This window comes from Archangium gephyra, from assembly GCF_049060025.1.
GTDB classification, from domain to species: domain Bacteria; phylum Myxococcota; class Myxococcia; order Myxococcales; family Myxococcaceae; genus Archangium; species Archangium gephyra_A.
Genome location: NZ_JBMEQQ010000002.1, coordinates 7,535,195 through 7,561,343, shown reverse-complemented (window position 1 = coordinate 7,561,343; position 26,149 = coordinate 7,535,195). Strand labels below are relative to the sequence as shown.

Genomic DNA, 26,149 nt, shown 5'->3' with positions numbered 1-26,149 from the left:
GGGCATGGTCTCATCGGTCGGTCTCGGAGTCGTGCCCGCTTGCGCGGCCATCCGGGCAGGCATCGTACGCCCGCAGCCGCTACGGTCCTTCCAGGTCCTCGAGAGCGAGCCTGTCGAGTCCCTGCCGCTCGTCGCGCATCCCATCGAGGGCTACACGGAGGGTTTTCTCGCCGTGGGCCGCTGGCTGCGGCTGGCCGCGGGCGCATTCGACGACCTGCTCACGTACGGCACGCCGCCAGACCGGAATAGCGCGGCCTTCTGGAGACAGACGGGGCTCATCGCCGCCCTTCCATTTCCGGATGAGGAAAGCCTGAGCGGGCACCTCCAGCGGGACCTTGAACTCCTCAGGAAGGCCTACGTCCTGCCGCTCCTGCGCATCGTCGGCGTTCCCATCCCGCCCGAGCACACACATTTGCTCTGGAGCGGGCATGCCGGCGCCCTGGATGCCGTGTGTCATGCACAGCGCATGTTGGAGGAAGGACGAGTCGAGCGGGTGGTCGTCATCGCCGCCGACTCATACCTGGATGAGCGCACGCTCGAGGAACTGCTGGATCAGCGTCGGCTGAAGTCTCCTTCCGTGCCTTGTGGGCTGATGCCGGGCGAGGCCGCGGCCTGCTTCCTGCTCGAGACGCGGCGGAGTCTAAGAGCCCGCCAGGTACGGCCAGAAGCCATCATTCGTGGAGCCGTCACGGCAAGGAACGAGCGGTTCTCGATGACGGACCCACCCACGGGTGAGCTGCTCGCCCAGGTCACCCAGCAGGCGCTCGACATGGCGGGGCGCGCCTCGTCCTTCTCCGGGGATCTCCACACCGACTTGAATGGAGAGAACTGGCGCGCTTCCCACGTGGCATACGCCCGGGTCCGTCTGTCGGAGCGGCTGTCCCCGGACGTCCGCCTCCGCACCACGGCGCTCTCCCTGGGCGACGTGGGCGCCGCGAGCGGAGCCGTCTCTCTCTGCGTCGCATGCCGTGCCTGGCGGCGTGGTTATTCCCTCACGGATACCTCGCTCATCCTCATGCTCTCCGAGCGAGGTCACGGAGGAGCATTGCTCCTGGAAAAGGTACGGAGCTGACATGTCCCACGACACGAATAGCCCGCGGAAGAAGTCTCCCAAGGAACAACACCTCGATGCGGTCCAGGGGCGCACCCACCACTCCACCAAGGGGTTCGACGGTGGCAAGTGCCTGTGGCGCGGCATCTACAAATATAACGTGCACTCCTGCAGCCACCGGTACCAGGCGCGTGGCAGGGCGGAAGAAGACCCGTCCGTCTACAACTGGCCGGCCTACCAGAAGGCAGCCACCGGGCAGAAGACCCGGACGGACTACAACGCGGAGACGGCCTACCCCAAGTGGTACCGCACCGAGCTCGATGCCCCCACCGAGACCGGCAGGGAATGGGACATCAAGGGCAAGAACTTCAAGGGCGGTCTCAAGCCCTACTGGAACGACGCCCACCACCTCATCCCCGTTGCCGCCCTCGAGAAGGGCCTCGAGGCGGTGGCCGAGGACCTTGCCACGACGCGCCGCAAGGAAGGCAAGGAAAGGATGACCTCCGGGTCGGACATCCGCCTCTACTTCGAGGAGTCCCTGCTTCGCGCCGGATACAACATCAATCACAAGACGAACATGCTCCTCCTGCCCATGGACCACGTCATCTCGGACCTCCTGCGGCTGCCCAAGCATGGCGGGCCCAGTTCCAACAACCATACCCAGTACAACCGTCTCGTCCAGGACGAGATGGATAACATCATGGATGTCTTCCGCGACAACTTCAGCGACCTGCCGGACAAGGAACACCTGTCCGACAAGGACCGGCGGCTCCAGAAGGCGCGGCTCGAATCCCTATCCAACCGTCTCTACAAACTGCTCACCCAGGACAGTCTTCGGGGCGCGCCTCCACCGGCCCAGCCCTACGCGGGTGGCGGGTCCGTGGAAGAGCGAGTGCCGGGGTTGAAGGTCGCGCTCGGGTCAAGCTAGTGAGCGGCAGCGCGCTTCGAACCTGGTTCCAACCCGAGGAGGGTATACGTGAGATTCTACCGCTGGATGACCCTGGGGCAGCCGGACGTGGAGCAGTGCTTCCTGGATGCCGCCCCTCAGGGCCTCGGCGCCCGAAGCTCCTTCCTGGCGCGAGGCAAGTCCGTCAAGGGGCACTACCCGGAGTCTCCTCGCATCGACCTGAGTGAGGAGAACCCTGGACTCCGACTGGAGTCCTTCATTGGCAACAGCAAGCGGATGCTGGTGGTGTCCCGCCCCCTGCGCGCGCTCCTCGAGCAGTGGTGCAAGGGGCAGGAGGTCGAATACCTGCCGGTGCACATCTACAACCATCGCGGCAGGCTCCACGCCGATGACTACAGCATCGTCAACCCGCTCAGCACACTCGACTGCATCGACCTGGAACGGAGCGAGGTGGAAATGATGGAGGGAGAGGTCGTAGGCGTGGGCCGCATCGTGCTCTCGCCCGCGAAGCTGGAGCGGCCTTCCCACCTCTTCCGGGTGCGAGAGGCCCCCCACTTCTACGTCATCAGCGAGCCCCTGGCAGAGGCTCTGAAGGCGGGTGGTTTCACCAATGTGGTCCTCGAACACCTGGAGGTCGCGAATACATGACCCTGGCCTCCACCTTCCTGCCTGTCTTCCGCAAGAACGCACTGTACGAGAACGCACAAAAGATTCCCGCCGTGCGCGCGGGGAGGGCCAGCGCCGCGGAAGTGTTTGAACTCTGCCGGAACTACCGCGTCGCCGGCATCTGCTCGCTCCTGATGTCGGCATCGGCCCGGGAGTTCCATCACTTCCTGCGCAAGAGTGCCTCGGCGTTGGCGTTCTGCACGTCACGGGGCACACCCGCCTTCACTCAGGTCCGGGCCTTGCCCCTCCTGCTGGATGCCCTCTGCTGTGGGGAGGTCCAGGTGGCCGAGGCCTTCGCACGGAAGACTGGGGCGACCTGGGACTCCCGCTCCGAATACGAGGAGGACTTCCTCTATGCGAGCTTCCTCTGCTCACACTTCCTCCTGCCTCCGGATGTGGCCCGAGACGCCGAGCTCGTGGACCGGTATGTCGGGCTCGTGGGCTCGGGAGAGGAGCCGCGGTTGGTCATCGTGCAGGCGTTTCTCGGGAACGACGGAGCGCTGTTCGAGCAGGGCCTGGAGTCGCTGCTGGCGGCGCGGGCCGCACGTTACCAGCGCCTCGCGGCAAGGGAGGCCATTCCCCGTTGGGAAGCCGCGACCGAAGGATGTGTATGCATCGAAGGCCTGGCGCTGGTTGCACTCGCGGAGAGCAAAGGATTCCGTACCCGCAGGGACTACCTGCACGTGCCCTCGCTCGTCAGACTGCCCGCTCCGCCCTCTGCTGCTCCCAGTTCCTGGGAGGACGTGCTCGCGTAAGGCGCATGGCGCGCGTGATGCAGCGAGCAGGAAGGAACCGAAGAAGGAGAGGACGCCGCGAGTGCAGTGGGCAGAGTTGCTCAGGAGGACGTTCGACTTCGACGTGTTCAGGACGCAAACGGCAAAAACCCCATCCGCTTCTCGCTCCATCGCCGGGTCTTCAGGCTGTCCAGGCGCCCGGCGGCTTCGCGCGTTTTCCTCTGCCTCTCTGCTCCCCCCCGTTGTCCTCGACACTGCCCCCATTCCTCTTATGCGCTCGCCTCCAGATTTGGTCCCCCAAGGCGAGCCGCGCATCTTCGTTGGGAGTAGGCTCTGCCCAGAGCGGCGGGCAACCTCTATTGGAAGCGGTGGGAATCGAACCCGCCGCTGGAGGTCTCCGGAAATCGGCGGGAGGACCGATGATTTCGAGCCGGTCCCGCCGTCTATCGGTGCGAGGCTCCCCAGGGGAGCCGTTTTCTCCACCGAAAGGAGCCGTCCATGACGATCAAGGCAGCGACCCCCTACCTCATCCTCAACGGAAAGGCCGAGCAGGCCATCGCCTTCTACCAGCGTGCCCTCGGCGCGAAGGTCGAGGCACTCCAGCGGTTTGGAGACGTCGACCAGAGCTGTCCCGTGGCGATGAAGAACCAGGTGATGCACGCGGCCCTGCGCGTGGGCGACGCGCTCCTGATGATGAGCGACGGCGCCCCCACCGGCGAGGCGCCGCCCCAGAACGGGAACGTGAACATCGCCCTCCAGTTCGACGATCCGGATCAGGCCAGGGGCTGCTTCGACGCGCTGGCGGCGAACGGCAAGGTCGTCCAGCCGCTCATCGACGCTCCCTGGGGTGAAATGTTCGGCGCGCTGGGCGACCAGTTCGGCATCAACTGGATGTTCAACAGCGCCAAGGCCAAGAAGGCCTGACGCCACGCCACCCGCGCGGCTTCACCCCCGCGCGGAGAGCACTTCCAGGAGCAGCCGCGCGGCCAGTTTGGCCGTGCGGGCGTTCTCGTCGTGGGGCGGAGAGAGCTCCATCAGGTCGGCGCCGATCATCCACGGCTCGGCGGCGACGGTGCGCACCACGTCGATCATCTCCCGCGAGGAGAGCCCGCCCACGCCCACCGCGCTGACGCCCGGGGCCACGGCGGCATCGGCCGCGTCGATGTCCACGCTGAGGTAGAGCGCATCCGCGTCCTTCATGATGCGGGAGAGGGCCTCGCGGGCAACCGCCACGGCGCCGCGCTCGGCGACGTCCTCCACGGTGTAGACATGGATGCCCTGCTCGCGCGCCCACGACAGGTAGTAGCGCGAGTTGGCGAAAGAGCGGATGCCAATCATCGCGGTGCGCGCGCCCGTGAGAATCGGGGTCTCCAGCGCGCGGCGGAAGGGCGTGCCGCTGGAGAGCGAGGACTCGTTGTCGTACTCGCGCACGTCCAGGTGGGCATCGAGCGTCACGAGCGCCAGGCGCAGTCCGGGACGCGCGGCGGCGAGCCCGCGAATCAGCGAGCCGGTGAGGCCATGGTCTCCGCCGATGAAGATGGGGCGCGCGCCCGTGGCGAAGAGGCCGCGGGAGGCCGCCTCGACGCGGGAGTGGGTCACCGAGCCATTCATGGGGGCGAGCGTGAGGTCTCCCATGTCCACCACCTCACCGAGCTCGCGCTGTCCATCGAAGGAGCCATAGGCGGAGAGGGCCTCGCGCAGGGCCTTGGGGCCGAAGCGGGCGCCGGGGCGCGAGGGGATGCCCCCGTCATAGGGCAAGCCGAGCAGGACGGGCTGGTCCTGGAGCAGCGTGCCGGGCGAGAAGGGACGCAGGAGCGCGGAAGCGCGGGGGTCGCGGGGATCGGCGGCCGGGCGCAGGCCGGCGAGCGGGTCGTGCGGAGTATCCAAGGTCGGCTCCGTGTAGGGTGAGGGTGTCTCGGTCCTCGGGCCGCATCCTTGCCACGAATCGAGCCCGCGTCGAAGTGTTGCAACGGAGAGGAGCCCCCATGAAGACCTCGAAGTTCAGCCTGCTCGCCCTCTCGCTGGCCTGCCTGACGGCGGGCGCGGCCACGAAACCCAATGCCGGCGCCCACTCGTCCCTCGCGACGGAGATGGTGGCCGCGCACAACCAGGCCCGGGCGAAGGCGAAGCCCGCGCCGAAGCCGGCACTGCCCCCGCTCACCTGGTCCCCGGAGGCGGCGAAGGTGGCGCAGGCCTATGCCAACCAGTGCAGGTTCGAGCACAACAAGAACCGGGGCAAGTTCGGGGAGAACCTCGCCGCCGCGGCGCCCCCGGGCTCGAAGACGAACGCCCAGGTGGTGGAGGACTGGGTGTCCGAGGTGGCCGACTACTCGTACGCGACGAACAAGTGCGCGCCGGGCAAGGTGTGCGGCCACTACACGCAGGTGGTGTGGCGCAACACCACGCAGGTGGGGTGCGCGACGGCCATCTGCACGAAGAACTCCCCCTTCGGCGCGCAGTTCCCCAAGTGGCAGCTCTGGGTGTGCAACTACACGCCTCCGGGCAACTTCGTGGGCCAGAAGCCTTACTGAGCCCTACTGTCTCAGCTTCTCGTCCAGGAAGCCCTTCACCTCGTCCCACGCGGCGGCCGCGGCCTCGGCGTCGTAGCGCCCCGGGGCCGACGGGTTCGCGAAGGCGTGCGGCGCGTCGTACTTCAGGATGCGGTGCGCCACCCCCGCGTCCGACAGCGCCTCGTCGAACTCCTCCACCACGTCGTTGGGAATCGACTCGTCCTTCGAGCCGAAGATGGCCAGCACCGGCGTCTTGATGGTCTTCAGCTCGTCCACGTTCAGCACCGGCCGCCCGTAGTACATCACCACCGCGTTCAGCTCCGGGATGGCCATGCCCGCGCGCAGCGACCACGCGCCTCCGAAACACCAGCCGATGACGCCCGTGCGCGTCGACTGCACCCGCGACGACGTCATCAGGTACTGGTGCGCCGCCTTGAGGATCTCCTGCGAGCGCTTCGGGTCCACCGTCTTCATGGCGGCCATCGCCTCCTCGGGTGTGGCCGCCACCTTGCCGCCGTACAGGTCCACCGCCAGCGCCGCGTAGCCCTGGGCCGCCAGCCGGTCCGCCCAGTGCATGATGTGCTCGTTGAGCCCCCACCACTCGTGGATGACGAGCACCCCTGGAATCGGCTTGCGCGCGTTCTCCGGCAGGCTCAGGTAGGCCCGCGCTCCGGCGATCTCCAGCATCTGCCCCTTGCGAGGCGGCGCCTCCTCCGCCTTCAGCTCGTGCAGCCCCTCGAACTCCTTCTCCGTCAGGCCGCCCAGCTCCTCGCGCCGCTCCTCCGAGCCGCCCTTCTCCGCGCCCTGCTTCGCCGCACAGCCACTCAACGCGCCACCCAATGACAGCCACACCAGTGCCGCACATCCCCACATCGTCCGCAGACTCATCCGCATCCTCTCCTCCGGGCCGCTCTCGCACCTGGGCCCTGGAGCGCGCCCCGGCGTAACGCGCCCCCACCGTCCACGCCAGGGCTGCGTGGGGCCCGCGCGGCCGGGTGCAAGAAAGACGACGGGCCATCGGGCACCGCCCCGGCGAGGGGAGGAACCCGATGGCCCGCGAGGACCACCCGGGACGGGGAGTTACTTCTTGGCCGGCTGGTTGCCCGGAGCCGCGGGCTGGCCGCCCGGCTGGCCCGGCATGGTGGGCATCGGCTGCTGCTCGTTCTTCTGCACGTCGAGCAGCTCCACCTCGAACACGAGCGCCGAGCCACCGGGGATGCCCGGCGTGCCACGGTCGCCGTAGGCCAGCTCGGAGGGGCACACCAGCTTGGACTTGCCGCCCACCTTCATCTTCTGCACACCCTCGGTCCAGCACTTGATGACGCCGTTGAGCGGGAACTGGGCCGGCTCACCGCGCTTGTGCGAGCTGTCGAACTCCTTGCCGTCCGGCAGCGTGCCCCGGTAGTGCACCTTCACGGTGTCGGTGGCGCTCGGCTGCGCGCCGGTGCCCTCGGTCAGCGACGTGTAGATGAGGCCGGACTCGGTGCGCACGGCGCCCTTCTCCTTGGCCGCCTCCTCCAGGAAGCTCTTGGACTTCTCCTTCTCCTTCTCCGCGCGGGCCGTGGAGCGGGTACGCGCCAGCTCCGGCAGCTTCGGGCCGAAGGCCTGGATGTCCACCGCGGGCTCCTTGCCCGTCACCGACGCCGTCATGCCCGCCTTCACGAACTCCAGCTCCTCGGGCGTCATGTCGAAGACCTGGATCTGCCGGCCCAGCGTGAGGCCGAGCGCGTAGAACGTCTTCTGGTCATCCGTCTGCGGGGCCGCCGCGGCACCACCGCCGCCGCCGCCGCCGCCACCCTGCTGCTGACAGCCCGCCACCGCGAGCATCAACGCCACCACCAGAAACTTCCTCATGTGTCCTTCCTTTCCAACCAGGGCAGCGACCGCTGCCCATGCCGGCGCCCTTATACAAGAAGAAAGCGGCGGTCCGGCGGGGGAGCGGACCGTTCTTATCTTTTTCCGGTGAACCGGGAACACGGGAGACGGAATCCTCCGTCTCCCGGCCCGGCTCGAGCAGGCACCGGGAGGCACTCGGGCATGGACATCGACGTGCGGAGCGTCCTGGATTCCCTCATGGAACCCCTGCTGGCCCTGGACCGTTCGGCCCGCATCCTCCATGCCAACGCGGGGCTGAAGGAATTGCTGGGCTGGTCCCGCCTGGAGCTGCTGGGCCGGCCCGTCTCCCTGGTGATTCCGGGGGGGCTGCCGGGGTGGCCCCGCGAGGACCTGGCGCCCCCTTCCATGCTCCGTCAGCCCCACCGGGTGGGGGCCCTGCGCAGCAATGGTCATCCGCGGGAAGTGGAGGCCTGGCTGTCGCCCTGGCCCGGAGGAGGGAGCGAGGGGCTGCTCATCGTCTCCCTGCGCCCGCTGGACGCGCAGGTGGAAGCTCGAGCGGCAGTTGCGGCTGAGCCACCGGGTGCTGGTGTTGGACGCCACGCTGAAGCAGGTGTTCTCGACGGTCGCGGACGAGGAGGAGGCCGCCTACGCCGCCCTCCGGGCCAGTGGGGAGTTGGAAGGCTGGACGCTGGGCACGTACTGGAGGGTGGAGCGGGGGAACGGGGCCCTGGTGCCCGTCACCCTCTGGACGGCGGACGGCGGCCTGCGCGACTTCGTGACCGTCACCCTGCAACGCGCCTTCGCGCCTCCCGATGGACTGCCGGGCGTGGCCTGGACGGGCCGGGAGCCCATCTGGTGCCAGGACGTGACCCAGGACGTGCGCTTCCTGCGCGCGGACCTGGCGGCGCGGCACGGGCTGCACGGGGGCCTCTTCGTGCCGGTGCCCGGCGGCGGCCAGGTGCACGGCGTGCTGGAGCTGCTCAGCCGCGAGCCCCGGAAGGACCGCGAGGCGGACGAGGCCATGGCCAACGCGCTCGGCAACCACCTCGGGCGCTTCCTGGACCGGCTCCATTACGTGGAGGCGGAGCACACCCGCGTCGAGGCCCTGCTCTCCCTGTGGGACGCGGACCTGCTGGGGCTGTTCATCAGCGACGTCCACGGCCGCGTCCTGGAGGCCAACCCCACCCTGCTGCGGATGCTGGGCTACTCGCGGCAGGACGTGCGCGAGGAGCGCCTCTCGTGGCCGGTGCTCACCCCCCTGCGCGAGCGCGTCGTGACGGAGAGCACCCTGCGGCGGCTGCGCACCGATGGCCTCTTCCACTCCCACGAGGGCACGCTGCTGCGCAAGAACGACAGCGGCGTGCCGGTGCTGCTGGGCTCGACGGGTCTGGGCGAGGGGCGGGTGGTGACGTTCGCGCTGGATTTGTCGGACTGGAAGCCGGCGGAGACCACCCCGGCCCGGGAGGCGGATGCCCGGCTCCATTCGCTCATCACCCACGCCCCCGTGGTGCTCTTCTCGCTGGACCGGGACGGCATCGTCACCCTCTCCGAGGGCCATGGGCTGGAGACGCTGGGCTTCAGGCCCGGCCAGGTGGTGGGCATCTCCATCTTCGACCTCTACCGCGCCGAGCCGGCCCTGCTCGCCCATGTGCGGCGGGCGCTCTCCGGAGAGGAGTTCTTCTCGATGGTCCCGCTGAGCAGCGGGCTGATGTACGAGACGCACTGGGTGCCGCTGCGCGACCCCGAGGGGCGGCTGGTGGGCACGCTCGGGCTGGCGGTGGACGTCACCCAGCGCGAGCGCGAGGCGCGCTGGAGGGCCCAGCTCTTCGCCGAGGCGGAGGAGGCCCGGGCGGCGGCGGAGCAGATGGTGCGGGTGCGCGACGAGTTCCTGAGCGTCGCCTCGCACGAGCTGAAGACGCCGCTCACCTCGTTGAGCCTGCAACTGCACACGCTGCTGAAGCGGGCGCGCCAGGGCACCCGGCCCGAGGACGCCGAGTCGGTCCAGCGGCTGGAGAAGGCGCAACGGCAACTGCACAAGCTGGCGCGGATGATGGACGAGCTGCTGGACGTGTCGCGCCTGGCGGAGGGGCGGCTGCGGCTGGAGCTGAGCGACGTGGACCTGGTGCAACTGGTGCGCGAGGTGCTGGAGCGCTTCCAGGAGGAGGCCCAGCGCACGCGCTCGCGCCTGGAGTTGAAGGCTCAGGGGCCGGTGGTGGGCCGGTGGGACCGCACGAAGCTGGAGCAGGTGGTGACCAACCTCGTGTCCAACGCGCTGAAGTACGGGGCGGGAGCGCCCGTGGAGGTACAGGTGCAGTCCAGCGGGGCCATGGCGCTGCTGGAGGTGACGGACCATGGCATCGGCATCGCGCCGGAGGACCTGGAGCGCATCTTCGGCAAGTTCGAGCGCGCGGTGCCCGTCCGCCAGTACGGCGGATTTGGACTGGGGCTGTACATCGTGCGCCAGCTCGTGGAGGCGCTGGGCGGGGGGGTGGACGCGGAGAGCACACCGGGCGCGGGCGCCACCTTCCACCTCGTGCTGCCGCTGGCGGGCCCCGAGAGCCGGTTGGGACCTCCGCCCCCCCAGGCGGGACTCCACTGAGTGACACTCGCCTGCCCGGTCCCCCGATGACCGTAGATTTTCCAGGACACCCACCCGGGCGCGGCGCGTTACATGTCTCGATGCTGTCTCGCGTCTCTTTCGTGATACGGCGGAATACCCGGGTTCGTGGGAGGTGCCGTGCAAGCAGGGGAAGCGCCGCGCACCAGCGTTCTGCTGGTGGATGATCAGCCCGCTGACCTGGTGGCATTGGAGCGCCACCTGGAGCCTTTCGCGCTGCATCTGGTGAAGGCCGGCTCGGGAGAGGAAGCGCTGCACCGCATCGAGGACGAGGAGTTCGCGCTCGTGCTCATGGACGTGCGGATGCCGGGCCTGGACGGCTTCGAGACGGCGCGGCTGCTGCGCGAGCACGCGGTGCAGGGCCACGTGCCGCTCATCTTCCTCACGGGCGCGCCCCCCGAGGAGCACACGCTGGCGTACGCGATTGGCGCGGTGGACTGGCTGCGCAAGCCGGTGGAGCCGGAGATTCTGCGCGCCAAGGTGCGCGTCTTCGTGGAGCTGCACCGGGAGCGCGAGGCGCTGCGGCGCCAGCAGACCGAGCTGCGGGAGCGGGAGCGCGAGGTGTTGGAGGACCGGCGCCTGCGGGTGGAAGCGGAGCGCGAGCGGCTGGTGGTGGAGCTGCGCGAGGCGGTGCGCCTGCGCGACGAGTTCCTCTCGGTGGCCAGCCATGAGCTGAAGACGCCGCTGACGCCGCTGGCCCTGCGCCTGCAGTTGATGAGGCAGGGGCTGGAGACGGAGACGCCGGACGTGGCGCGGCTGCGCGGGCACGTGGAGGTGGCGCGCGGACAGGTGCGGCGGATGACGTCGCTGGTGGACAGCCTGCTGGACGCCACGCGCATCACCCGCGGCCGGCTCCCCCTGCGCCTCGAGCAGGACGTCGACCTGGCGGCCATCCTGCGCGACGTGGCGGCCGGCTTCGAGATCCAGGCGGTGCGCGCGGGGTGCGCGGTGGAGATAGAAGCCCCCGCCCGGGTGCTGGGCCAGTGGGACGTGCTGCGGCTGGAGCAGGTGGTGGCCAACCTGCTGTCCAACGCCCTCAAGTTCGGCGCCGGCGGGCCGGTGCTGTTGCGGCTGGAGGAGCGCGAGGGGTGGGCCCGGCTGACGGTGCGCGACGAGGGCATCGGCATGAACGAGGAGGTGCGCGGGCGCATCTTCGGGCGCTTCGAGCGGGGCGTGTCCGAGCGGCACTACGGCGGCCTGGGCCTGGGCCTCTTCATCACCCATGAGGTGCTGGAGGCCCTGGGCGGCCGCATCGAGGTGGAGAGCGCTCCGGGACGGGGCTCCACCTTCACCGTCGAGCTTCCCGTGCTCGGCTCCAGGGGAGGACGGCGGAGGTCCCCGCCATGATGCGTGAGCCGCCGGAGACCCGCTGGCCCCAGCGGGTGCCGTTCACGTGACGACTGCCGCGCCACGCACGGGTCCCGAGAGTCCCCGGCGGGTGAGCACCGGCTCCGGGGAGGGTGGTAGACGGCGGAATCAGGAGGAGGACACATGACGCAGGCCTCGATCGGAGTGGGACTGGCACGGGTGGAGGTGGAGGTGACGATCTCCGCGCCGCGGGAGCGGGTGTGGAAGGCGCTGGTGGAGGAGACGGGCCAGTGGTGGCCGAAGGACTTCTACGTGGGCCGGGAGCCGAAGGGCTTCATCATCGAGGCGCGTCCCGGGGGCCGGATGTACGAGGACTGGGGCAACGAGGCGGGGGCGCTCTGGTACACGGTGTTGGTGGTGGAGCCGCCGGCGGTGCTGGAGCTGGCGGGACACCTGACGCCCGCGTTTGGAGGACCCGCGACGACGACGGCGCGCCTGACGTTGAAGGAAGAGGGAGGCGCGACGGTGGTGCGGGTGGAGGACGCGATCTTCGGGCGGGTGGACGAGAACACGAGTCCCCGGCTGCGCGAGGGCTGGCGCGCGCTGATGGGAAGCGGCGGCCTGAAGACGTACGTGGAGAAACAGACACCGTAGAGCCGACACCCCCCGTGAGCCTGCCCGGCCGCTGTGCCGCCGTGCCAGCCAGCGTGCCCTCTGGCCGCATGGCGAAGCCCGCGGCACATGCCCACCGTGCCCCGAGCGAGGCGAGGGGGGTGACCGATGAAGGCACGAAGCGGAATGAGCGCGCTGCTGGTGCTCGCGGGGCTGGTGACGGGAGCGCAGGCCCGGGCCGAGGAGAAGCAGGGCCGCCACGGCTGGGACATCACGGTGGAGGCGACCACGGACTTCCCGCTGTCGGTGGGCGGGAGGCTGGGAGTGGAGTCCCCGTGGAGGCTGCGCTTGTCGACCTCACTGGGCTACCTGCCGGCGGCGTACGTGGGACTGGTGAACGACGTGGCGGTGGAGCTGGACGCGTACAGCCGCAACGAGGCGGACCTCATCGAGAACGCGCTGAAGAACTCGCTGGTGTGGCGGACGCACGTGGGGTGGAGACCCTTCGCGGGAGCGGGCCTGTACGTGGAGGGCGGTTACGGACTGGTGGCGCTCGGCGGTGAGGTGAGTGCCGAGGACGTCCTGGCGTCACTCATCGGCATCGAGCCGCCCGAGGGCGAGGAGTCGCTGCTGCGCGAGTACCGGGTGCGCTCGGTGTTGCACATGGTGGACGTGGAGGTGGGCTGGCGCTGGGGGCTGGGCTCGGGGTGGACGGCGCGCACGGCGCTGGGAGCGGCCTTCACGTTGGACTCCAACACGCGGGTGGAGCCGCAGTTCGAGCCGAGCCAGCCGCTGCTCGTCAATGTCTTCTCGCGCCTGGCGGAGGGCGAGCTGGACAGGACGTTCGAGCGGTACGTGCACCTGCCGGTGCTCTCCTTCTCCATCGGCTACGCCTTCTGAGGTGACGGCGGAGGGCGGGTGGCACGGAATCACCCCTGGAGTCAGCCGACGTGTCAGGTTACAACTTGACACCCGACATCCATCCGTGGCTAAATTCCGGAATAAGCCTGTTTAGCTCCAATGGGGGTGGACCGTGCCTACCTGGAAGGCCCTGCCAGGCGTCTGGATGCTGCTGTGCGCCACCGGGTGTGGGCATGGAGAGGCCGTGGGGAGGGCGGAGCCCGCGAGCGGGATTCGGGTGGAGTGTGCCCGGGGCGACGAGGGGGCGTGCGGAGCGGACGCGTCCACGGAGGAGACGCGGAGCAAGGGCGGGACGGTCTCGGCGCGCATCTGGGCGATGATCGCGCAGGGGCAGTTCGTGGAGGCGCAGGCGCTGATCGCCGAGTCGGCGGCGGCGGGACTCATCACCCAGCAGGTCGCGGCGAGGATGCTCGAGCGCATCACGCTGCTCAACACGCGGCTGGGGCAGGTACCGGCGACGCTGCAGCGGGTGGCGGACTTTCCCTCGCAGCTTCGCGACTTCACCCTCTTCCGGATCAAACAGTTGCTGGAGCGCAGGGACTTCACCCTGGCGACGCAGTCCCAGTTGAAGCTGGCCGAGAAGCTCATCGAGCAGCAGGAGCGGTTGATGGAGAAGGTGCAATGACGAAGACGCCCTTGCCCCCCACTGTCGAGGAACTGCTCGGAAGGCTTCGCGAGGCGCGGCAGGGCGGAAGCGCGGAATCCTCCCGGCCGGAGCGGGTGAGGCGCTATCGCGAGCTGCTGGCGGAGTGCCCCACGTTGACCCCGGCGCTGCTGGAGCTGGGCCGGCTGCTCCAACTGACGGACGAGCCGGGGGTGGATGCCGAAAAAGCGTTCGTGGAAATCCAGAGGCTGCTGGAGCAGGCCGTCGAGGTCTCGGGGCGGGAGGCGGCCGCCGTGGTGGAGCTGGGCTACTTCCTGGACACCATCCGCAATGCCTCCGAGAAGGCCACGCCGCTGTATGAGGAAGGCGCGGCCCGGGCCCTGAAGACGCTGGAAGACGCGTGGGCGGGACTGATGCGCTCCTGGGTGCACGAGCGGACGAAGGAGTCGCTGAAGAAGGCGCTGGAGCTGAGCGAGCTGGCGGAGAAGCTCTTCCCGGACTCGGGCCGCATCCAGGGAGTCGTGCACGATGCACGCAATACGGCCATCCACGATGGCCTGCTGAAACCCTGACTCCCCTCCCCTGGCCGCTCCCCATACGACCAGGGCCCACCATGCGCCCCGCCACCGCGGGCCCGGCTCGCATACGCTGGGCGCCGCATGAGCCTCCTCCGCCGCGCGAAGCGTGAAGACAATCCCCAACTGTTGGAGCTGTTCGGCGCGGTGCCGATGCAGGGTGAGCTGGTGCTGGCCACGCAGCGCTCGCCGGACTTCTTCCGGCTCTACGAGATGCAGCGAGGGGAGACGGAGCTTCTGGGTGAACGAGGTGGAGGACGGCCTGGACGGAATGGGAGCCATCCTCGTGAGGGACGGCTGGCTGGAAGGGCGGCCGTGCCGGGTGGGCTACCTCGGAGACCTGCGCACGCGCTTCTCGGCGAGGCGGAGCCGGGGCCTGGCGCGCTTCTACGGCCCGGTGCTGGAGGAAACGGCCCAGCGGTTGGGCGTGGAGGCGTTCCTCACCGCGGTGATGGCCAGCAACTCGGCGGCGCTGCAGGCGCTGGTGAAGCGCAAGAAGCGGCGCGAGGCCCAGCCGCACTACGCCCTGCTGCGCCGCTTCTCCGCGGTGTCGGTGCACTTCACCCGCCGCCGCCAACCCGGCTCCAGCCGCTTCCACGTGCGGCGCGCCACGCCCGGGGACATCCCGGCCATGGAGGCGATGCTGGACGCGGACCACCGCACCCGGCCCTTCGGCTACCGGTACGACCTGGGGGAGCTGCGGCACCGGCTGGAGCGCTGGCCGGGGATGAGCGTGGAGGGCAGCTACGTGGCCTTCGACAAGGGCGGGAAGCTGGTGGGGTGCACCACGGCGTGGGATCCGGAGGCGGTGAAGCGCTACCGGGTGATGGCGTACCGGGGCTCGATGCGGTGGGTGAAGTGGGGCTACGACGCGATGGCCACGGTGCTGCGCGCGCCGAGGCTGCCGGAGCCGGGCAACGACTTCCGCTACTTCTACCTGTGCAACACGAGCGTGGCGGGAGAGGACCCGGCCATCCTGCGCGCGCTGGTGGAGCAGGTGTACGCGGACCACCACGGCAGGGGCTACCACTTCTTCTCCCTCTACCTGGGCGAGGAGGATCCGCTCGCGCCGGCGCTGGAGGGCTTCTTCCAGCGCAAGCTGGACTTCCACCTGTACGCGGTGACGCCGGCCAGCGTGGCGCGCGATCACTTCCCGGCGGGGCGGACGGGCTTCGAGATGGCCCTGGCCTGAGGTCCGCGCCCCTCAGTACGACGCGAGGGTCGGCCGCACCATGACGAGCTTCGGGTAGGCACAGCGGAAGCCCGCCTTCTCATAGCTGCGCTGCGAGGCCGTCGCCGGCTCGGTGGAGGCGGTCACCACATCGGCGCCCCGCTCGGCGGCCCAGGCCATCCGCGCGTGGATGAGCGCGAGCTGGAGCCCCTGCCCGCGGTACAGCGGAACGACCCCATCCGCGGACAGCAGGGCCACGCCGTCCGTCACCGAGACCACGCCCACGCCCCGGGGCTCGCCATTCTGGAGCACCAGGAAGCAGGTATTGCCCGGCGTGCGGACGATGCCCAGGCCACCGGACAGCTCCAGCTCGGACGAGGCGGGCCGCCCCAGGTAGGCGAGGAAGAAGCTCGGACCAGCGCCGCTCCTCGCCCGGACGCAGCGGCCGCACCTCCACCCCCGGAGCGGCCGGCGGCGGCACGGGCGCGGGGGCCCGGAACCAGACCTGGAGGAAGCGCTCCACCCGGTAGCCCCGGGCGCCCAGCTTCGCGGCGAGCGAGGGCTCACAGAAGGGATTGAGCTCGATGCGGACGGCGCCGCCCCCCTGCCCCAGCAGTTCCTCGATGCGATCGAGGTCCGCCAGGCCCACCATGCCGTCGAGCCCCACGCCGATCGCCGCCGAGAAGGGCGAGCGCGGCCCGAGGTACAAGGCCCGTCCCCCGGCGACGCGGAGCGCGGGGACTCCCTGCCGGGAGGAGATGGGCGTCCGGTCGATCTGCTCCGCCTGGGCATTCTCGATGCGCCGCGCGAGCACGCGAGGGTCCTGAACCGGAAGAGACGTGGCTGACATGAGGCGAGTCTGCTACCGGGCCCCGCGAGGGTCGAGCGCGCTTGCGAGAGATGCGTCCGGCATCTCATGCTTCGGGGATGCCAAGACTCCACCTCCTGGGGGGCGTGCTCGCCCTGCTCCTCGCCGTCGCCGGCTGCACGGCGGGCCGGGCCCATTCCACCGCCTCCGGGAGCATGGCGGAGGCCACCGAGGCGCGCCTGGAGCGGGCCCGGCAGGGCCTCCGGGGGCCGGAGCGCGAGTCCACCCTCACGGACCTGGAGGAGCTCTCACGCGAGCTGCAGGCGAGGCTGAAGGAGAGCCCCGAGGATGCCCGGCTCCACGGCTGGCTGGCGCGCACGGCCTTCTACCTGCAACGGGAGGAGAAGGCCCTCGCGGAGGCGGAGCAGGCGCTCACGCTCGCGCCGGATCAGGCCGAGTCCCACTACATCAAGGCCTTCCTCCTCGGAGGCCGGAACCAGGCCGAGGCCGCCCTGGCCCACGCCACGCGCGCCACCGAGCTGGAGCCCGGACAGGGCCGCTACTGGCAGTTGCTGGGGACGCTCTACCTGCAGCTCGACAAACCGGCGGAGGCGCGCGCGGCGCTCGACAAGACGCTCGCGCTGGAGCCGAGGAACGCGCAGGCGCTCTTCGTCGTGGGGCTGCTGGCCATGGACCAGGGCAGGCCGGACGAGGCGCTGGAGGCCTACGAGAAGGCGCGCGAGTACGAGCCGGAGTTCGCGATGGCGCACTACAACGCCGGGCAACTGCTGCAACTGCGGGGCGACGCGGCGGCGGCGCTGGAGCGCTTCCAGAAGGCGGCGGACCTGGAGCCGGACGACTGGAGGACGCGGGCCAAGCTGGTGCAGCTTCACCAGGCGCTGGGGAACGAGGAGAAGCGGGACGCCGAGCGTGAGGCGCTGCTGCTGCTGCACCAGGCGGGCAAGGTGGACAGGGACTACTTCGTGAGGGATCAGTTCCAGGAGGGGGGCCGCAACGTGATGGTGGTGGAGAACTTCGCGCTGGAGGGGGACTGGGCCAAGCGCTACGAGTTCCAGATGTACGCGCCGGACCAGGAGAGGCCCACGTACGTCATCTCGCTGGGCTCCTACGCCTACACCAACGCGTTCGCGCGGGAGAAGGACCCGGAGGGCCCGCGCCTGTTCCACCTGGACGGCTACCACCCGGACGGCGCGCACGACACCTATGGCTTCTTCAACGGCGAGCCGTCCTACGACGAGACGCGGGAGATGGTCGTCTCCATCCTGAAGGGCGAGCTCAAGCCCATGTCCTCGACCAAACCGAGCCAGAAGTAACCCGAAGAAGGCCCCCGCCAAACGAGTCCCACCGCGCCCCCCTCCCCTCGCCCTCCGGGAGAGGGACGGGGTGAGGGTGCCACGCCCCCCGGGTTCCCTACCGTGCCGCCGCGCCCTCCTCGCGGGCCTCTTCCTTGCGAATGGGAAGCTCGAGGGTGAAGGTGGCGCCCTGGCCGCGGCCGGTGCTCACACAGGAGAGCGAGCCGCCCAGCTCCTCGGCGGCGAGCGCGCTGGTGTGCAGCCCGAAGCCGTGCCCGTCCTTCTTCGTGGTGAAGCCGTGGGTGAAGAGGAGCGGGACGTGCTCGGGCGCGATGCCCACGCCGTTGTCGGTGACGATGATGCACAGCCGCCCCGCCTCACCGGACACCACGCGGATCGTCAGACATCCATCCAGGCGGCCGCTCTCCTTCACCGCGTAGCGCGCGTTGCTCAGCAGGTTGAGCAGGATTTGAAGCAGCTTGTGCCGGTCCACCCAGATGTGCGGCACGGCGGCGTACTCGCGCCGCACCTCGATGCCCGCGCGCCCGAAGGAGGCGGCCTGCAGGCGCAGCGCGCCGTCGATGATGTCGGGCAGCGACACCTGCTCCACCACCCCGGAGAAGCGCGCGTACTGCTGCTGCATGCCGACGACGATGCGGATGTGCTCCACGCCGTCGCACAGCGCCTGCAGCTCCGCGAGGATGGCCTCCTTGTCCTGGATGAGCTGGGTGGTGAGCGCCTCGAGGTAGGCCGGGAACTGCCGGCCCCGGGGGTCCTCGGTGAGGAAGGTGCTCAGCTCCGCCTCGTGCTCGCGCAGCAACTGCACGGCCTTCTCCAGGCTGGACACCCGGAGGGTGCGGATCCGCTCGGCCACGAGGCTGGCCGACACATTCACGCTGTTGAGCGTGTTGCCCACGTTGTGCAGCACGCCCGTGGCCACCTCCGCCATGCCCGCCTGGCGTGAGGCGTCCACCAGCCCGCGGTGCAGCTCGCTCAGCCGCGCCTCGGCCGCCTTGCGATCCGTGACGTCCCGCCCGAAGACGGTGAGCTTCGCCACCTCGCCCTGCTCGCCCCACACGGGGCTGACGGTCAGCTCCAGGTCCACCATCTTGTCGCGCTCGCCATGAGCCGGGAGGCTCACCTCCTCCTTCAGGCGGTGGCCTTCCTGGGCCCGCGCGAGCCGCTCCTTCCAGCGCTCCTGCTGCTCGGCGGGCAGCGTGCTGAAGATGAAGCCGCCGGGGGGAATCTCTCCGCCGAAGATGCGCTGGAAGTAGTGCCTGGCGGACTGGTTGGCGGTGAGCAGCCGCCCCTTCACGTCCAGGGAGCACACGACGTCATCGGTGCTCTCGATGAGGGAGGACAGCTCGCCCTCGTTCTGGTGCAGCGTCCTGCGGGCCTGCTCGAGCGTCGCGTGCGCCTCGGTGCGGAAGGCCAGGAACAAGGACGTCACCGCCCAGCCGAGCACGATGAAGATGGCCGTGAAGATGCCCGTCGACCACTCCATGGCACTCAAGCCCGGGCGGGAGGTGCCCAGCGGGTAGAAGACGAGCGGCGTCAGGATGCAGAGCACGGAGAAGCCCAGCCCGAGCCGCCACCCCAGCAGGTAGACGGACATGACCGGGACCAGCACGCTCGCGGCATGCGTGGCCATGGCCAGCATGTCCAGGGAGAGGGAGGTGGCGAGGATCGCCGCCCACAGGAAGCCGCACAGCAACAGCGCCGGAATGCGGGGCGAGGCGCGCCAGCGCAGCAGCGCCAGCAACCCCAGGAAGAACACACCGGACAGCGCGCTCGGCCCCCCCAGGCGCCAGACGTACGGGGTGAATTGCAGGAGCCCGGTGAACACCACGGAGCCCCCGGACATGCACAAGCTCAACGCGACCACCATCCGGGCCCGGCTCAACTCCAGCGCGGGGCCCCGAAGGAGGGGCTCCGGGATGAACGCATCCAGCCGGTGCACGAGCCGCGCTCGGAACCCGACGAGCCGAGCCATCCACCCGCGCCGCTCCACTCCCCTGCTGTCTCCGCCCCCCCCGGTGTCCTCGCTCGGCATCATCTTCTCCCGGGTTGCCTGGCCGCGAACTATGCCGCAACCCGGTGCTGGAAGGAGAACGGACAGGCCACTCCCCTGCTCAAGAGGCGAGCACCGTCCTCGGCTCGGCGGCGTGCTCGCCCAGGGGGAGCAGCAGGGAGAAGGTCGTGCCCATGCCCTGCTCGCTGCGCACGCGCAGCTCCCCGCCCATCTTCTGCACCAGCGAGTGGCTGATGGACAACCCGAGCCCGGTGCCCACACCGGCCGGCTTGGTGGTGAAGAAGGGATCGAAGATGCGCGGCAGCACCTCGGGAGGAATGCCGTGGCCGGAGTCCGACACGTCCACGCGCACGAAGCCTCCCTCGCGCGTGGTGCGCACGCGCAGGGTGTGGCGCTGCGGCGAGCCGGGCTGCATGGCCTGGAGGGCGTTGATGACCAGGTTGAGGAACACCTGGCTGAGCCGGCTCTCGCAGGCGAACACCGGCGGCAGCCCGCCGTCGTAGTCCTTCTCCAGCGTCGCGGTGCGCTTGAGCTCGGAGTGGGCCATGCGCAGCACGAAGTCGAGGCTCGCGTTGACGTTCACCGGCGCCAGCGCGTTGTCCGGCGCGTGCGAGAAGAAGCTCATGTCGCGCACGATGTCCCGGACGCGCTTGCACCCATCCAGTGACTCGGAGAGCACCTCCTTGGCCTCCACGAGCAGATCCGCCAGATGCGAGGGGCAGCCGGGCATCCCCGCCAACTGCCGCTCCAGGTCCTCCCGCCAGCCTTGCAGGTAGCCCAGGTTGGAGAGCACGTAGGCCATGGGGTTGTTGATTTCGTGGGCGATGCCCGCCGCGAGCGCCCCCACCGAGGCCAGCCGGTCATTCTGGATGCTCTGCTGCTCCAACCGCCGCTTCTCGGTGAGATCATGCCCCACGAGCAGCAGGCGCCGCTTGGAGCCCACCTCCTGGAGCGAGGCGGCGAAATCCAGGGAGATCCGCTCGCCCCGCGCGGTGCACAGCCCCTGGTTCGCCAGGCGCACGGTGCCTCGCGAGAGCAGGGCCTGGAGTGACTGGCGCAACGGCTCGCGCTCGTTCTCCGGAGCGAGCGACTCGAAGGAGGCGCCGGGCAACTCCGAGGCGCCGCGCCCCAGCAGCCGCTCGGCCACCGGGTTGAGCTCGAGGACCCGTCCCGCCTCGTCGAGCAGGAAGACGGCATCACCCGAGGACTCCAGCAACTGGCGGTTGCGCGCCTCGGTCTGCTTCACCTGCAGGCGCAGCTTCAGCAGCAGTTCCACCTGCCGCTTGAGCGCGAGCAGGTTGCGGCGCTGCTCCTCGCCCAGGACGCGGGGCTCGCGATCGATGACGCACAGGGTGCCCAGGGTGAAACCATCCTCGGACTGGATGGGAGCCCCGGCGTAGAAGCGGATGAAGGGCGCCCCCGTCACCAGCGGGTTGGCGGAGAAGCGCGCGTCCTGGGAGGCGTCCTCGATGACGAGCACGTGCTCGCGCTCGATGGCGACGGTGCAGAAGGAGACACAGCGCTCCGTCTCGCTCACGCCCGGCAGGCCCGCCTTCGCCTTGAACCACTGCCGGTCCCGATCCACCAGGCTGATGAGCGCGATGGGCACCCCGCAGAGCTGTGCCGCGAGCTGGACGATGTCGTCGTACTCGGACTCGGGAAGCGTATCGAGGATGTCGTAGCGCTGAAGGGCCTGCAGGCGCTTCTCTTCGTACAAGAGACCGGGGGGCAACATGTCCGTCTTGATTTGCATCACCTCCCGGAATGCGGCAGTGGCCCAGGCACCCACTGTGGACAGGCCGACACTCGGCCGGTGTGTCCATCAACACAAACGGAGTAGCGCGGCTGAAGCTCGCCCACTCCGCCGCACACACCCACCACGATTCAGTCGAAGCGGTGGTGTTGCCGCGTGTCGCGCATGAAGACGTACACGAGCAGCGAGCAGAAGATGCAGCCCGTCACGTACCAGAAGAACCACGTCTCACGGCCGTACCGCCGAAGAGGGAGACGTTGCCCACCGAGCCGCCGAAGATGGAGAGCAGGCGCCGGCGCACGCTCGAATCAACGGCGGACGGGGCCGCCGGGGACGAGGCGGTGAGGCTGGAGGAATCCACGGCCATCGCCTCCGTCACTTCTGGGTGATGAACCGCACCGCGTCGGCGACCGCGGCCACGAAACCCATCTCTTGAATGGCGCGCAGCTCGCCCCCATCGAGCCACACGCCGTGGCAGCGCTCGCACACGTCGAGCAGCACGTGCTGGTCGCGCTCGCTGCGCACCTTCTTCATGACGGCGCGGGGACGGCACCGGGGGCAGGGCAGCTCGCGCACCTGCACCTCCTGCGAGGGCAGCTTGCGCCACTCGAAGAGCCGCACGTTCACGGTCGACTCCACCCGCCGCAAGTCGTCCCCCTCGAGCCAGTGCCCCTCGCATTGGGGGCACTGCTGGGCCTCGGCCCCCTCGGGGTGCACCTGGGTCATCACCTTGTCGCAACGTGGGCAGTTCATGGTGGCTCCTACAGTATCAAGGCTCGGCACCCAGCCCATCGCGGAGCGCGCGAAGCCATCCTGGAGCGGATGGAGAAGGGCGTACTTCAGCTTCGCGACCTCTTCGGTGTAGACAATGCACGAGCCGGTGGGCAAGGCCGCATCACTGGCGAATCCCGCGAGGGAAACGAGAATCGGAGGACACGCATCATGTTGGCGGAATCGCTCAAGGGAAAATCGGTCATCGTCACCGGCGCCAGCAAGGGCATCGGCAAGGGGATCGCCCGGGTCTTCGCGCGGCACGGCGCCAAGGTGCTGGTGGTCGGGCGCGATCTCGAGGCGGCCGAGACGGCGGCGCGGGAACTCGTCGCGGCCGGTGGCACGGCCAGCGGCTTTTCCGCCGATGTGAGCAGACTCGATGACATGGAGAAGATGGCCAGGGCGGCGGCCGAGCTCCATGGAGGAATCGACGTGCTGTGCGCCAACGCCGGCGTCTTCCCGCAGGTGAAGATGGAGGACATGTCGCCGGAGACCTGGGACGAGGTGATGGCGACCAACCTCAAGGGCACCTTCCTCTCGGTCAAGGCCTGCACCCCCTATCTGAGGAAGTCGGGCCAGGGGCGCATCGTCATCACCTCTTCGATCACAGGCCCGGTGACCGGCTTTCCCGGCTGGACTCATTACGGCGCGACCAAGGCCGGGCAACTGGGCTTCATGCGCACCGCCAGCATGGAGGCTCGCGAAATACGGCATCACGGTCAATGCCGTGCTGCCCGGGAACATCGTGACCGAAGGCCTCGAGAAACTAGGGCCGGAATACATGAAGGGCATGGCGGCGGCGGTGCCGCTCGGCAAGCTGGGGGAGGTCGAGGATATCGGCCATGCCGCCCTGTTCTTCGCCAGCCGCGAGGCCGGCTACATCACCGGGCAGACGCTCATCGTGGATGGTGGGCAGGTCCTCCCCGAATCGCCGGACGCGCTGGCGCAGATGTAGGCTCAAATCCAGAAGACGATGCCGCGCTCCTCGTCACCGGGGCCGGCGCCGTGTCCGCCCTCGAGCAGCCAGCGGCGGTAGGACTCGATGTCCGCGTGGAGCAGGTCCGCCTCGGTGCCGGAGAAGACGCCGCCTCCGGGTCCGTTGATCAGGCCCTCGCGCTGCACCCCCATGATGTCCACGTCCTGCCGGATGACCTGCGTGGTGTACCAACGCACCAGCGGCATGAGGGCCCGGGCCACCAGCGCACGCGGTAGATCAAACGGGAGCCGGTAGCTGATGGCCGTGTAGACGAGGCTGTCCGTGGGGCCGATGGGCGTCACCTGCGAGTTGATGGCGAAGCCGCTGCGCTCGCCCCACATGTAATCCACGCGGGTGATGTTGGGGATGAAGTAATGGTCCGTGTGGACCATGGGCAGGCCCCCCGGATTGAAGATGCGGCCCAGCCCCGTGACGGTGTCGTTCTCCTGCTGGTACGTGACGAGCACGCTGCCATCCGAGCGCTTCACGGTGGCCGGCACCCGCTTGCGCGCCGGGTTGCGGAACCACCCCTTGTGCACGAAGACGGTGTGCGGCACGTCCATGAAGTTCTCCACGAGGTTCGTCACCCCGTTGGGGAAGCGCGTGACCATGAAGTACACGGTCCATCCGGGCTGGCCCCAGTACGGCACGCGGAAGGCGGGGCGCCGGGCGCGCCTGGCGTCTCCGCCCATGAAGACGTAGACGAGCCCGTCCTGCTCCAGCGTGTCGAAGCGTTGCAGCTTCCCGAGATCGCACGGGCGCACCTGGAGGCCCGCGCGCGAGTGGCCCTGGGCATCGAGCGCCTCGCCACACTGGTTGGGCCCGAGTGACGGCACCTCCACCACCGCGCCCGAGGCGTCATACGTCCAGCCGTGGTACGGGCAGCCGATGCGGCCGTGGAAGACGTCTCCGGCGGACAGGCGCGCGTTGCGGTGCAGACAGCGGTCACGCAGGGCGGCGGGCCGTCCGTGCTCGTCGCGGAAGAGCACGAGGTGGGTGCCGAAAATGGTGCGCGCCAGCGGCTTGCCCTGGGGGAGCGGCGGAGAGACAGGCGACGTACCAGAAGTCCTTGAGGGCGCCGCACCGGGTGAGATCGGCCTCGGCCTCGAGGTCCACGGCGGGCGTCGTGACGAGCGCGAGGCTCTGGGCGTCGAGCGGGTTCCTCATGGCTGCTTCGGTCCTTGCTGGGAGAACCAGGCGGACCAGCCGGCCTGGCGATGAAGATCGGTGGGTTTGATGTCCCCGGCACGTTGGCCGAGCGCGATGCAGCGGGCCTCGTAGCGGCGGGAGCCCTCGGTGACGCGGAGGGCGCTCACGGGCCCGAGCTGGCCGAGCTCGCGGGCATAGCGGTAGTGGTAGCCCTCGCACAGGGCACGCTCGAGCGCCTGGGCGGCCTCGTGGAGGCGTGAATCGGGCACCCCGGTCTCGAGGAAGAGCCGGTAGGACGGTGGGCCGTGGGGCTCCCACTCGGGGGCCACCATGGCGAAGGGCGGGCGCTCCCCGCCGAGCACCGTGGGCAGCAGGGCCTCGAGCACGGTGGAGACGCGGGTGGCGGCGAGCTTCTCTCCGACGAGGTCACTCACGGCATCGGCCCGGCCCAGGAAGCGCAGGCAGGGCGTGGCGTGGTGGAAGCCCTCGACACGGACGAGGTCGCCGATGCGGTAGCGCAGCAGGCCGCCGGAGGTGGAGAGGAGCACGGAGTAGGTGCGCCCGGCTTCGAGCTCGTGCGCGAGCCGGGGACGCGCCTCGGGGTGCTCGGGGTCGAGGAACTCGAAGAAGTGGCTGCGGACGGCGAGCACGGGGGCCGGAGCGCCGAAGAGGGGCAGCGTGACGACGCCCTCGGTGGCCAGCAGTCCCTTGCCCTGGACCTCGACACCGTGGAAGCGGCGGCGCGCGGGAGCGACGGAGTGCGCGGCCTGGGCATCGGTCCACATGCTGAGCAGCGCGAGCCTGGGCCAGAGCATGCGCCCCTGGAGCCCGGAGCGGAGTGCCTCGCGAAGCACGCGGGCCCGCTCGGGCCGGGGAGAAAACCGCATCCCGGAGAGTACCGCGTCCACGCATCCCCCACCCACTCCGCCCACTCCTCCCTCTCCCCCCGGGAGAGGGTCGGGGTGAGGGTGCCCGTCCCTGTCCTCTCCACTGTGCGCCCCACCGAGTCCCCGAGGAGGCCTGCACACCCCGCGCTCCAGATCATCAGCCAGGCGCTCTCCATGCCGCTCCAGTGCGTCCATGAGCAGCGTGAGGAAGCTCGGGTTCCACACGCTCAGCAGCGCCAGTTCCTCACAGGCCACGAGGAACCACAGCGTCACATACCGGCACGACTCGACATCGGGCAGCCGCGCCACCGTCCCCGGCACGGCGAACACACGCGAGAGCACCGGCTGCAAGAAGCGCGGGAAATACGCCGAGTCCTCCATGCTCCCCACCGGAATCCCCCCGGCGGTGCGCCCCTGCTTGCGCCCGATCGGCGAGATGGACCAGTAGCTCGGGCCCTCGCGCACCGCGGGGCGCGCGTGCAGCAGGTCGAACAGCATGGGCGCCAGTGCGCGGTGGAACTCGTCGAGCAGTCCCCGCGTGACGGGCACGTACTTGGACGCTCCCGAGGAGCCTCCGGACGGTTCGAAGCGGCTCACCGGCTCGCGGGTGAGGACGCGCGGCGTTCCCGATTTGAGCGCCTCGATGTCTGGCAACACCGAGTCCGGCGTCGAGATGGGTACCGCGTCCTGGAACTCGCGCGCGGTGCGGAGCCGGGCGAAGCCCGGGACTCTCGTGGACTGGGTGGTGTCCCTCGTGGCCTGGAGGATGCGGGACAGGTTTTCCGACTGGGCCTGCTCGGGACGCTCGAGCGCTCGGTGGAACAGCAGCGCCGAGGGCGCCTGGGCCGCCATCAGCCCCGACAACATCCTCCGCGAGGTCAACAGCATGGACATCGATTGACCCTCACCCTGACCCTCTCCCAGAGGGAGAGGGGATTCACACGGGTT

At 69.6% G+C, this 26,149-nt stretch carries 25 protein-coding genes and 2 pseudogenes; 17 read left to right on the top strand and 10 right to left on the bottom strand.

Annotated elements, in window-relative coordinates; all coding sequences use genetic code 11:
- Positions 1–4 precede the first annotated feature (4 nt).
- The 5 genes from ACN28I_RS33080 to ACN28I_RS33060 all read left to right on the top strand — a co-directional run bounded on the left by ACN28I_RS33080 (position 5) and on the right by ACN28I_RS33060 (position 4,282).
- Entirely contained in the window at positions 5–1,072 is a 1,068-nt protein-coding gene (locus tag ACN28I_RS33080; protein ID WP_420945895.1) for a hypothetical protein, read from the top strand.
- A 1-nt stretch (position 1,073) separates the two neighbouring features.
- The gene (locus tag ACN28I_RS33075; RefSeq protein ID WP_420945894.1) at positions 1,074–1,979 is read left to right on the top strand and encodes an AHH domain-containing protein; all 906 of its coding nucleotides are present in this window, start codon (positions 1,074–1,076) and stop codon (positions 1,977–1,979) included.
- 48 nt (positions 1,980–2,027) lie between these two features.
- Positions 2,028–2,606, top strand: coding sequence for an imm11 family protein (locus ACN28I_RS33070; protein WP_420945893.1), 579 nt, complete (start codon positions 2,028–2,030; stop codon positions 2,604–2,606).
- Positions 2,603–3,379: an Imm49 family immunity protein gene (locus tag ACN28I_RS33065; protein ID WP_420945892.1), complete on the top strand. Its 777-nt coding sequence runs from the start codon at positions 2,603–2,605 to the stop codon at positions 3,377–3,379. The genes ACN28I_RS33070 and ACN28I_RS33065 overlap by 4 nt, the downstream gene beginning before the upstream one ends.
- Positions 3,380–3,856: 477 nt before the next feature.
- Positions 3,857–4,282 carry a VOC family protein gene (locus ACN28I_RS33060; protein WP_420945891.1) on the top strand — a complete coding sequence of 142 codons (426 nt, stop codon included), beginning with the start codon at positions 3,857–3,859 and terminating at the stop codon, positions 4,280–4,282.
- A 21-nt stretch (positions 4,283–4,303) separates the two neighbouring features.
- Here the strand turns inward: ACN28I_RS33060 and ACN28I_RS33055 are convergent, their stop codons facing one another.
- Positions 4,304–5,245, bottom strand: a complete 942-nt coding sequence (locus tag ACN28I_RS33055; protein ID WP_420945890.1) for an agmatinase family protein — start codon at positions 5,243–5,245, stop codon at positions 4,304–4,306.
- A 98-nt stretch (positions 5,246–5,343) separates the two neighbouring features.
- Between ACN28I_RS33055 and ACN28I_RS33050 the strand changes: the two genes are divergently transcribed.
- Positions 5,344–5,889, top strand: a complete 546-nt coding sequence (locus ACN28I_RS33050; RefSeq protein ID WP_420945889.1) for a CAP domain-containing protein — start codon at positions 5,344–5,346, stop codon at positions 5,887–5,889.
- A gap of 3 nt (positions 5,890–5,892) precedes the next feature.
- Here ACN28I_RS33050 and ACN28I_RS33045 read toward each other — a convergent pair whose 3' ends face one another.
- Together ACN28I_RS33045 and ACN28I_RS33040 are read right to left on the bottom strand one after the other, a co-directional pair.
- A complete protein-coding gene (locus tag ACN28I_RS33045; RefSeq protein ID WP_420945888.1) occupies positions 5,893–6,756 on the bottom strand; it encodes a dienelactone hydrolase family protein in 864 nt (287 codons plus the stop codon).
- A 192-nt stretch (positions 6,757–6,948) separates the two neighbouring features.
- Positions 6,949–7,722, bottom strand: coding sequence for an FKBP-type peptidyl-prolyl cis-trans isomerase (locus ACN28I_RS33040; RefSeq protein ID WP_420945887.1), 774 nt, complete (start codon positions 7,720–7,722; stop codon positions 6,949–6,951).
- A gap of 183 nt (positions 7,723–7,905) precedes the next feature.
- On the opposite strand from ACN28I_RS33040, the pseudogene ACN28I_RS33035 reads away from it, so the two are divergent.
- From ACN28I_RS33035 to ACN28I_RS33000, 8 genes and pseudogenes are all read left to right on the top strand, one after another.
- A pseudogene (locus ACN28I_RS33035) lies at positions 7,906–8,205 on the top strand (PAS domain-containing protein); the annotation flags it as partial.
- 61 nt (positions 8,206–8,266) lie between these two features.
- Positions 8,267–10,303: an ATP-binding protein gene (locus ACN28I_RS33030; protein ID WP_420945886.1), complete on the top strand. Its 2,037-nt coding sequence runs from the start codon at positions 8,267–8,269 to the stop codon at positions 10,301–10,303.
- A 138-nt stretch (positions 10,304–10,441) separates the two neighbouring features.
- Positions 10,442–11,668, top strand: a complete 1,227-nt coding sequence (locus ACN28I_RS33025) for a hybrid sensor histidine kinase/response regulator (protein WP_420945885.1) — start codon at positions 10,442–10,444, stop codon at positions 11,666–11,668.
- Positions 11,669–11,812: 144 nt separating this feature from the next.
- The gene (locus ACN28I_RS33020; RefSeq protein ID WP_420945884.1) at positions 11,813–12,283 is read left to right on the top strand and encodes an SRPBCC family protein; all 471 of its coding nucleotides are present in this window, start codon (positions 11,813–11,815) and stop codon (positions 12,281–12,283) included.
- 126 nt (positions 12,284–12,409) lie between these two features.
- Complete coding sequence (locus ACN28I_RS33015) at positions 12,410–13,141, top strand: hypothetical protein (protein ID WP_420945883.1); 732 nt, start codon at positions 12,410–12,412, stop codon at positions 13,139–13,141.
- 133 nt (positions 13,142–13,274) lie between these two features.
- Entirely contained in the window at positions 13,275–13,787 is a 513-nt protein-coding gene (locus tag ACN28I_RS33010; protein ID WP_420945882.1) for a hypothetical protein, read from the top strand.
- The gene (locus ACN28I_RS33005) at positions 13,784–14,338 is read left to right on the top strand and encodes a hypothetical protein (protein ID WP_420945881.1); all 555 of its coding nucleotides are present in this window, start codon (positions 13,784–13,786) and stop codon (positions 14,336–14,338) included. Before ACN28I_RS33010 ends, ACN28I_RS33005 begins: the two co-directional genes overlap by 4 nt.
- A gap of 244 nt (positions 14,339–14,582) precedes the next feature.
- Complete coding sequence (locus ACN28I_RS33000) at positions 14,583–15,533, top strand: hypothetical protein (protein ID WP_420945880.1); 951 nt, start codon at positions 14,583–14,585, stop codon at positions 15,531–15,533.
- Between the two features lie 12 nt (positions 15,534–15,545).
- Here the strand turns inward: ACN28I_RS33000 and ACN28I_RS32995 are convergent, their stop codons facing one another.
- Positions 15,546–16,079: a GNAT family N-acetyltransferase gene (locus tag ACN28I_RS32995; protein ID WP_420945879.1), complete on the bottom strand. Its 534-nt coding sequence runs from the start codon at positions 16,077–16,079 to the stop codon at positions 15,546–15,548.
- 360 nt (positions 16,080–16,439) lie between these two features.
- Between ACN28I_RS32995 and ACN28I_RS32990 the strand changes: the two genes are divergently transcribed.
- Complete coding sequence (locus tag ACN28I_RS32990) at positions 16,440–17,654, top strand: tetratricopeptide repeat protein (protein ID WP_420945878.1); 1,215 nt, start codon at positions 16,440–16,442, stop codon at positions 17,652–17,654.
- Positions 17,655–17,751: 97 nt separating this feature from the next.
- Here the strand turns inward: ACN28I_RS32990 and ACN28I_RS32985 are convergent, their stop codons facing one another.
- The 4 genes from ACN28I_RS32985 to ACN28I_RS32970 form a co-directional block, all read right to left on the bottom strand.
- The gene (locus ACN28I_RS32985) at positions 17,752–19,626 is read right to left on the bottom strand and encodes an ATP-binding protein (RefSeq protein ID WP_420945877.1); all 1,875 of its coding nucleotides are present in this window, start codon (positions 19,624–19,626) and stop codon (positions 17,752–17,754) included.
- Between the two features lie 139 nt (positions 19,627–19,765).
- Positions 19,766–21,418 carry an ATP-binding protein gene (locus ACN28I_RS32980; RefSeq protein ID WP_420945876.1) on the bottom strand — a complete coding sequence of 551 codons (1,653 nt, stop codon included), beginning with the start codon at positions 21,416–21,418 and terminating at the stop codon, positions 19,766–19,768.
- 205 nt (positions 21,419–21,623) lie between these two features.
- The gene (locus ACN28I_RS32975) at positions 21,624–21,779 is read right to left on the bottom strand and encodes a hypothetical protein (RefSeq protein ID WP_420945875.1); all 156 of its coding nucleotides are present in this window, start codon (positions 21,777–21,779) and stop codon (positions 21,624–21,626) included.
- A gap of 14 nt (positions 21,780–21,793) precedes the next feature.
- Complete coding sequence (locus ACN28I_RS32970) at positions 21,794–22,171, bottom strand: zf-TFIIB domain-containing protein (RefSeq protein WP_420945874.1); 378 nt, start codon at positions 22,169–22,171, stop codon at positions 21,794–21,796.
- 69 nt (positions 22,172–22,240) lie between these two features.
- On the opposite strand from ACN28I_RS32970, the pseudogene ACN28I_RS32965 reads away from it, so the two are divergent.
- Together ACN28I_RS32965 and ACN28I_RS32960 are read left to right on the top strand one after the other, a co-directional pair.
- Positions 22,241–22,882 (top strand): annotated as a pseudogene (locus tag ACN28I_RS32965) (SDR family oxidoreductase); the annotation flags it as partial.
- Entirely contained in the window at positions 22,830–23,144 is a 315-nt protein-coding gene (locus ACN28I_RS32960) for an SDR family oxidoreductase (protein ID WP_420948761.1), read from the top strand. The pseudogene ACN28I_RS32965 and the gene ACN28I_RS32960, both read left to right, overlap by 53 nt.
- A gap of 2 nt (positions 23,145–23,146) precedes the next feature.
- Here ACN28I_RS32960 and ACN28I_RS32955 read toward each other — a convergent pair whose 3' ends face one another.
- Positions 23,147–24,154 carry a Rieske 2Fe-2S domain-containing protein gene (locus tag ACN28I_RS32955; protein WP_420945873.1) on the bottom strand — a complete coding sequence of 336 codons (1,008 nt, stop codon included), beginning with the start codon at positions 24,152–24,154 and terminating at the stop codon, positions 23,147–23,149.
- 174 nt (positions 24,155–24,328) lie between these two features.
- Positions 24,329–26,095 (bottom strand): GH3 auxin-responsive promoter family protein, encoded by a 1,767-nt coding sequence (locus tag ACN28I_RS32950; RefSeq protein WP_420945872.1) that lies wholly within the window; start codon positions 26,093–26,095, stop codon positions 24,329–24,331.
- Positions 26,096–26,149: the final 54 nt, after the last annotated feature.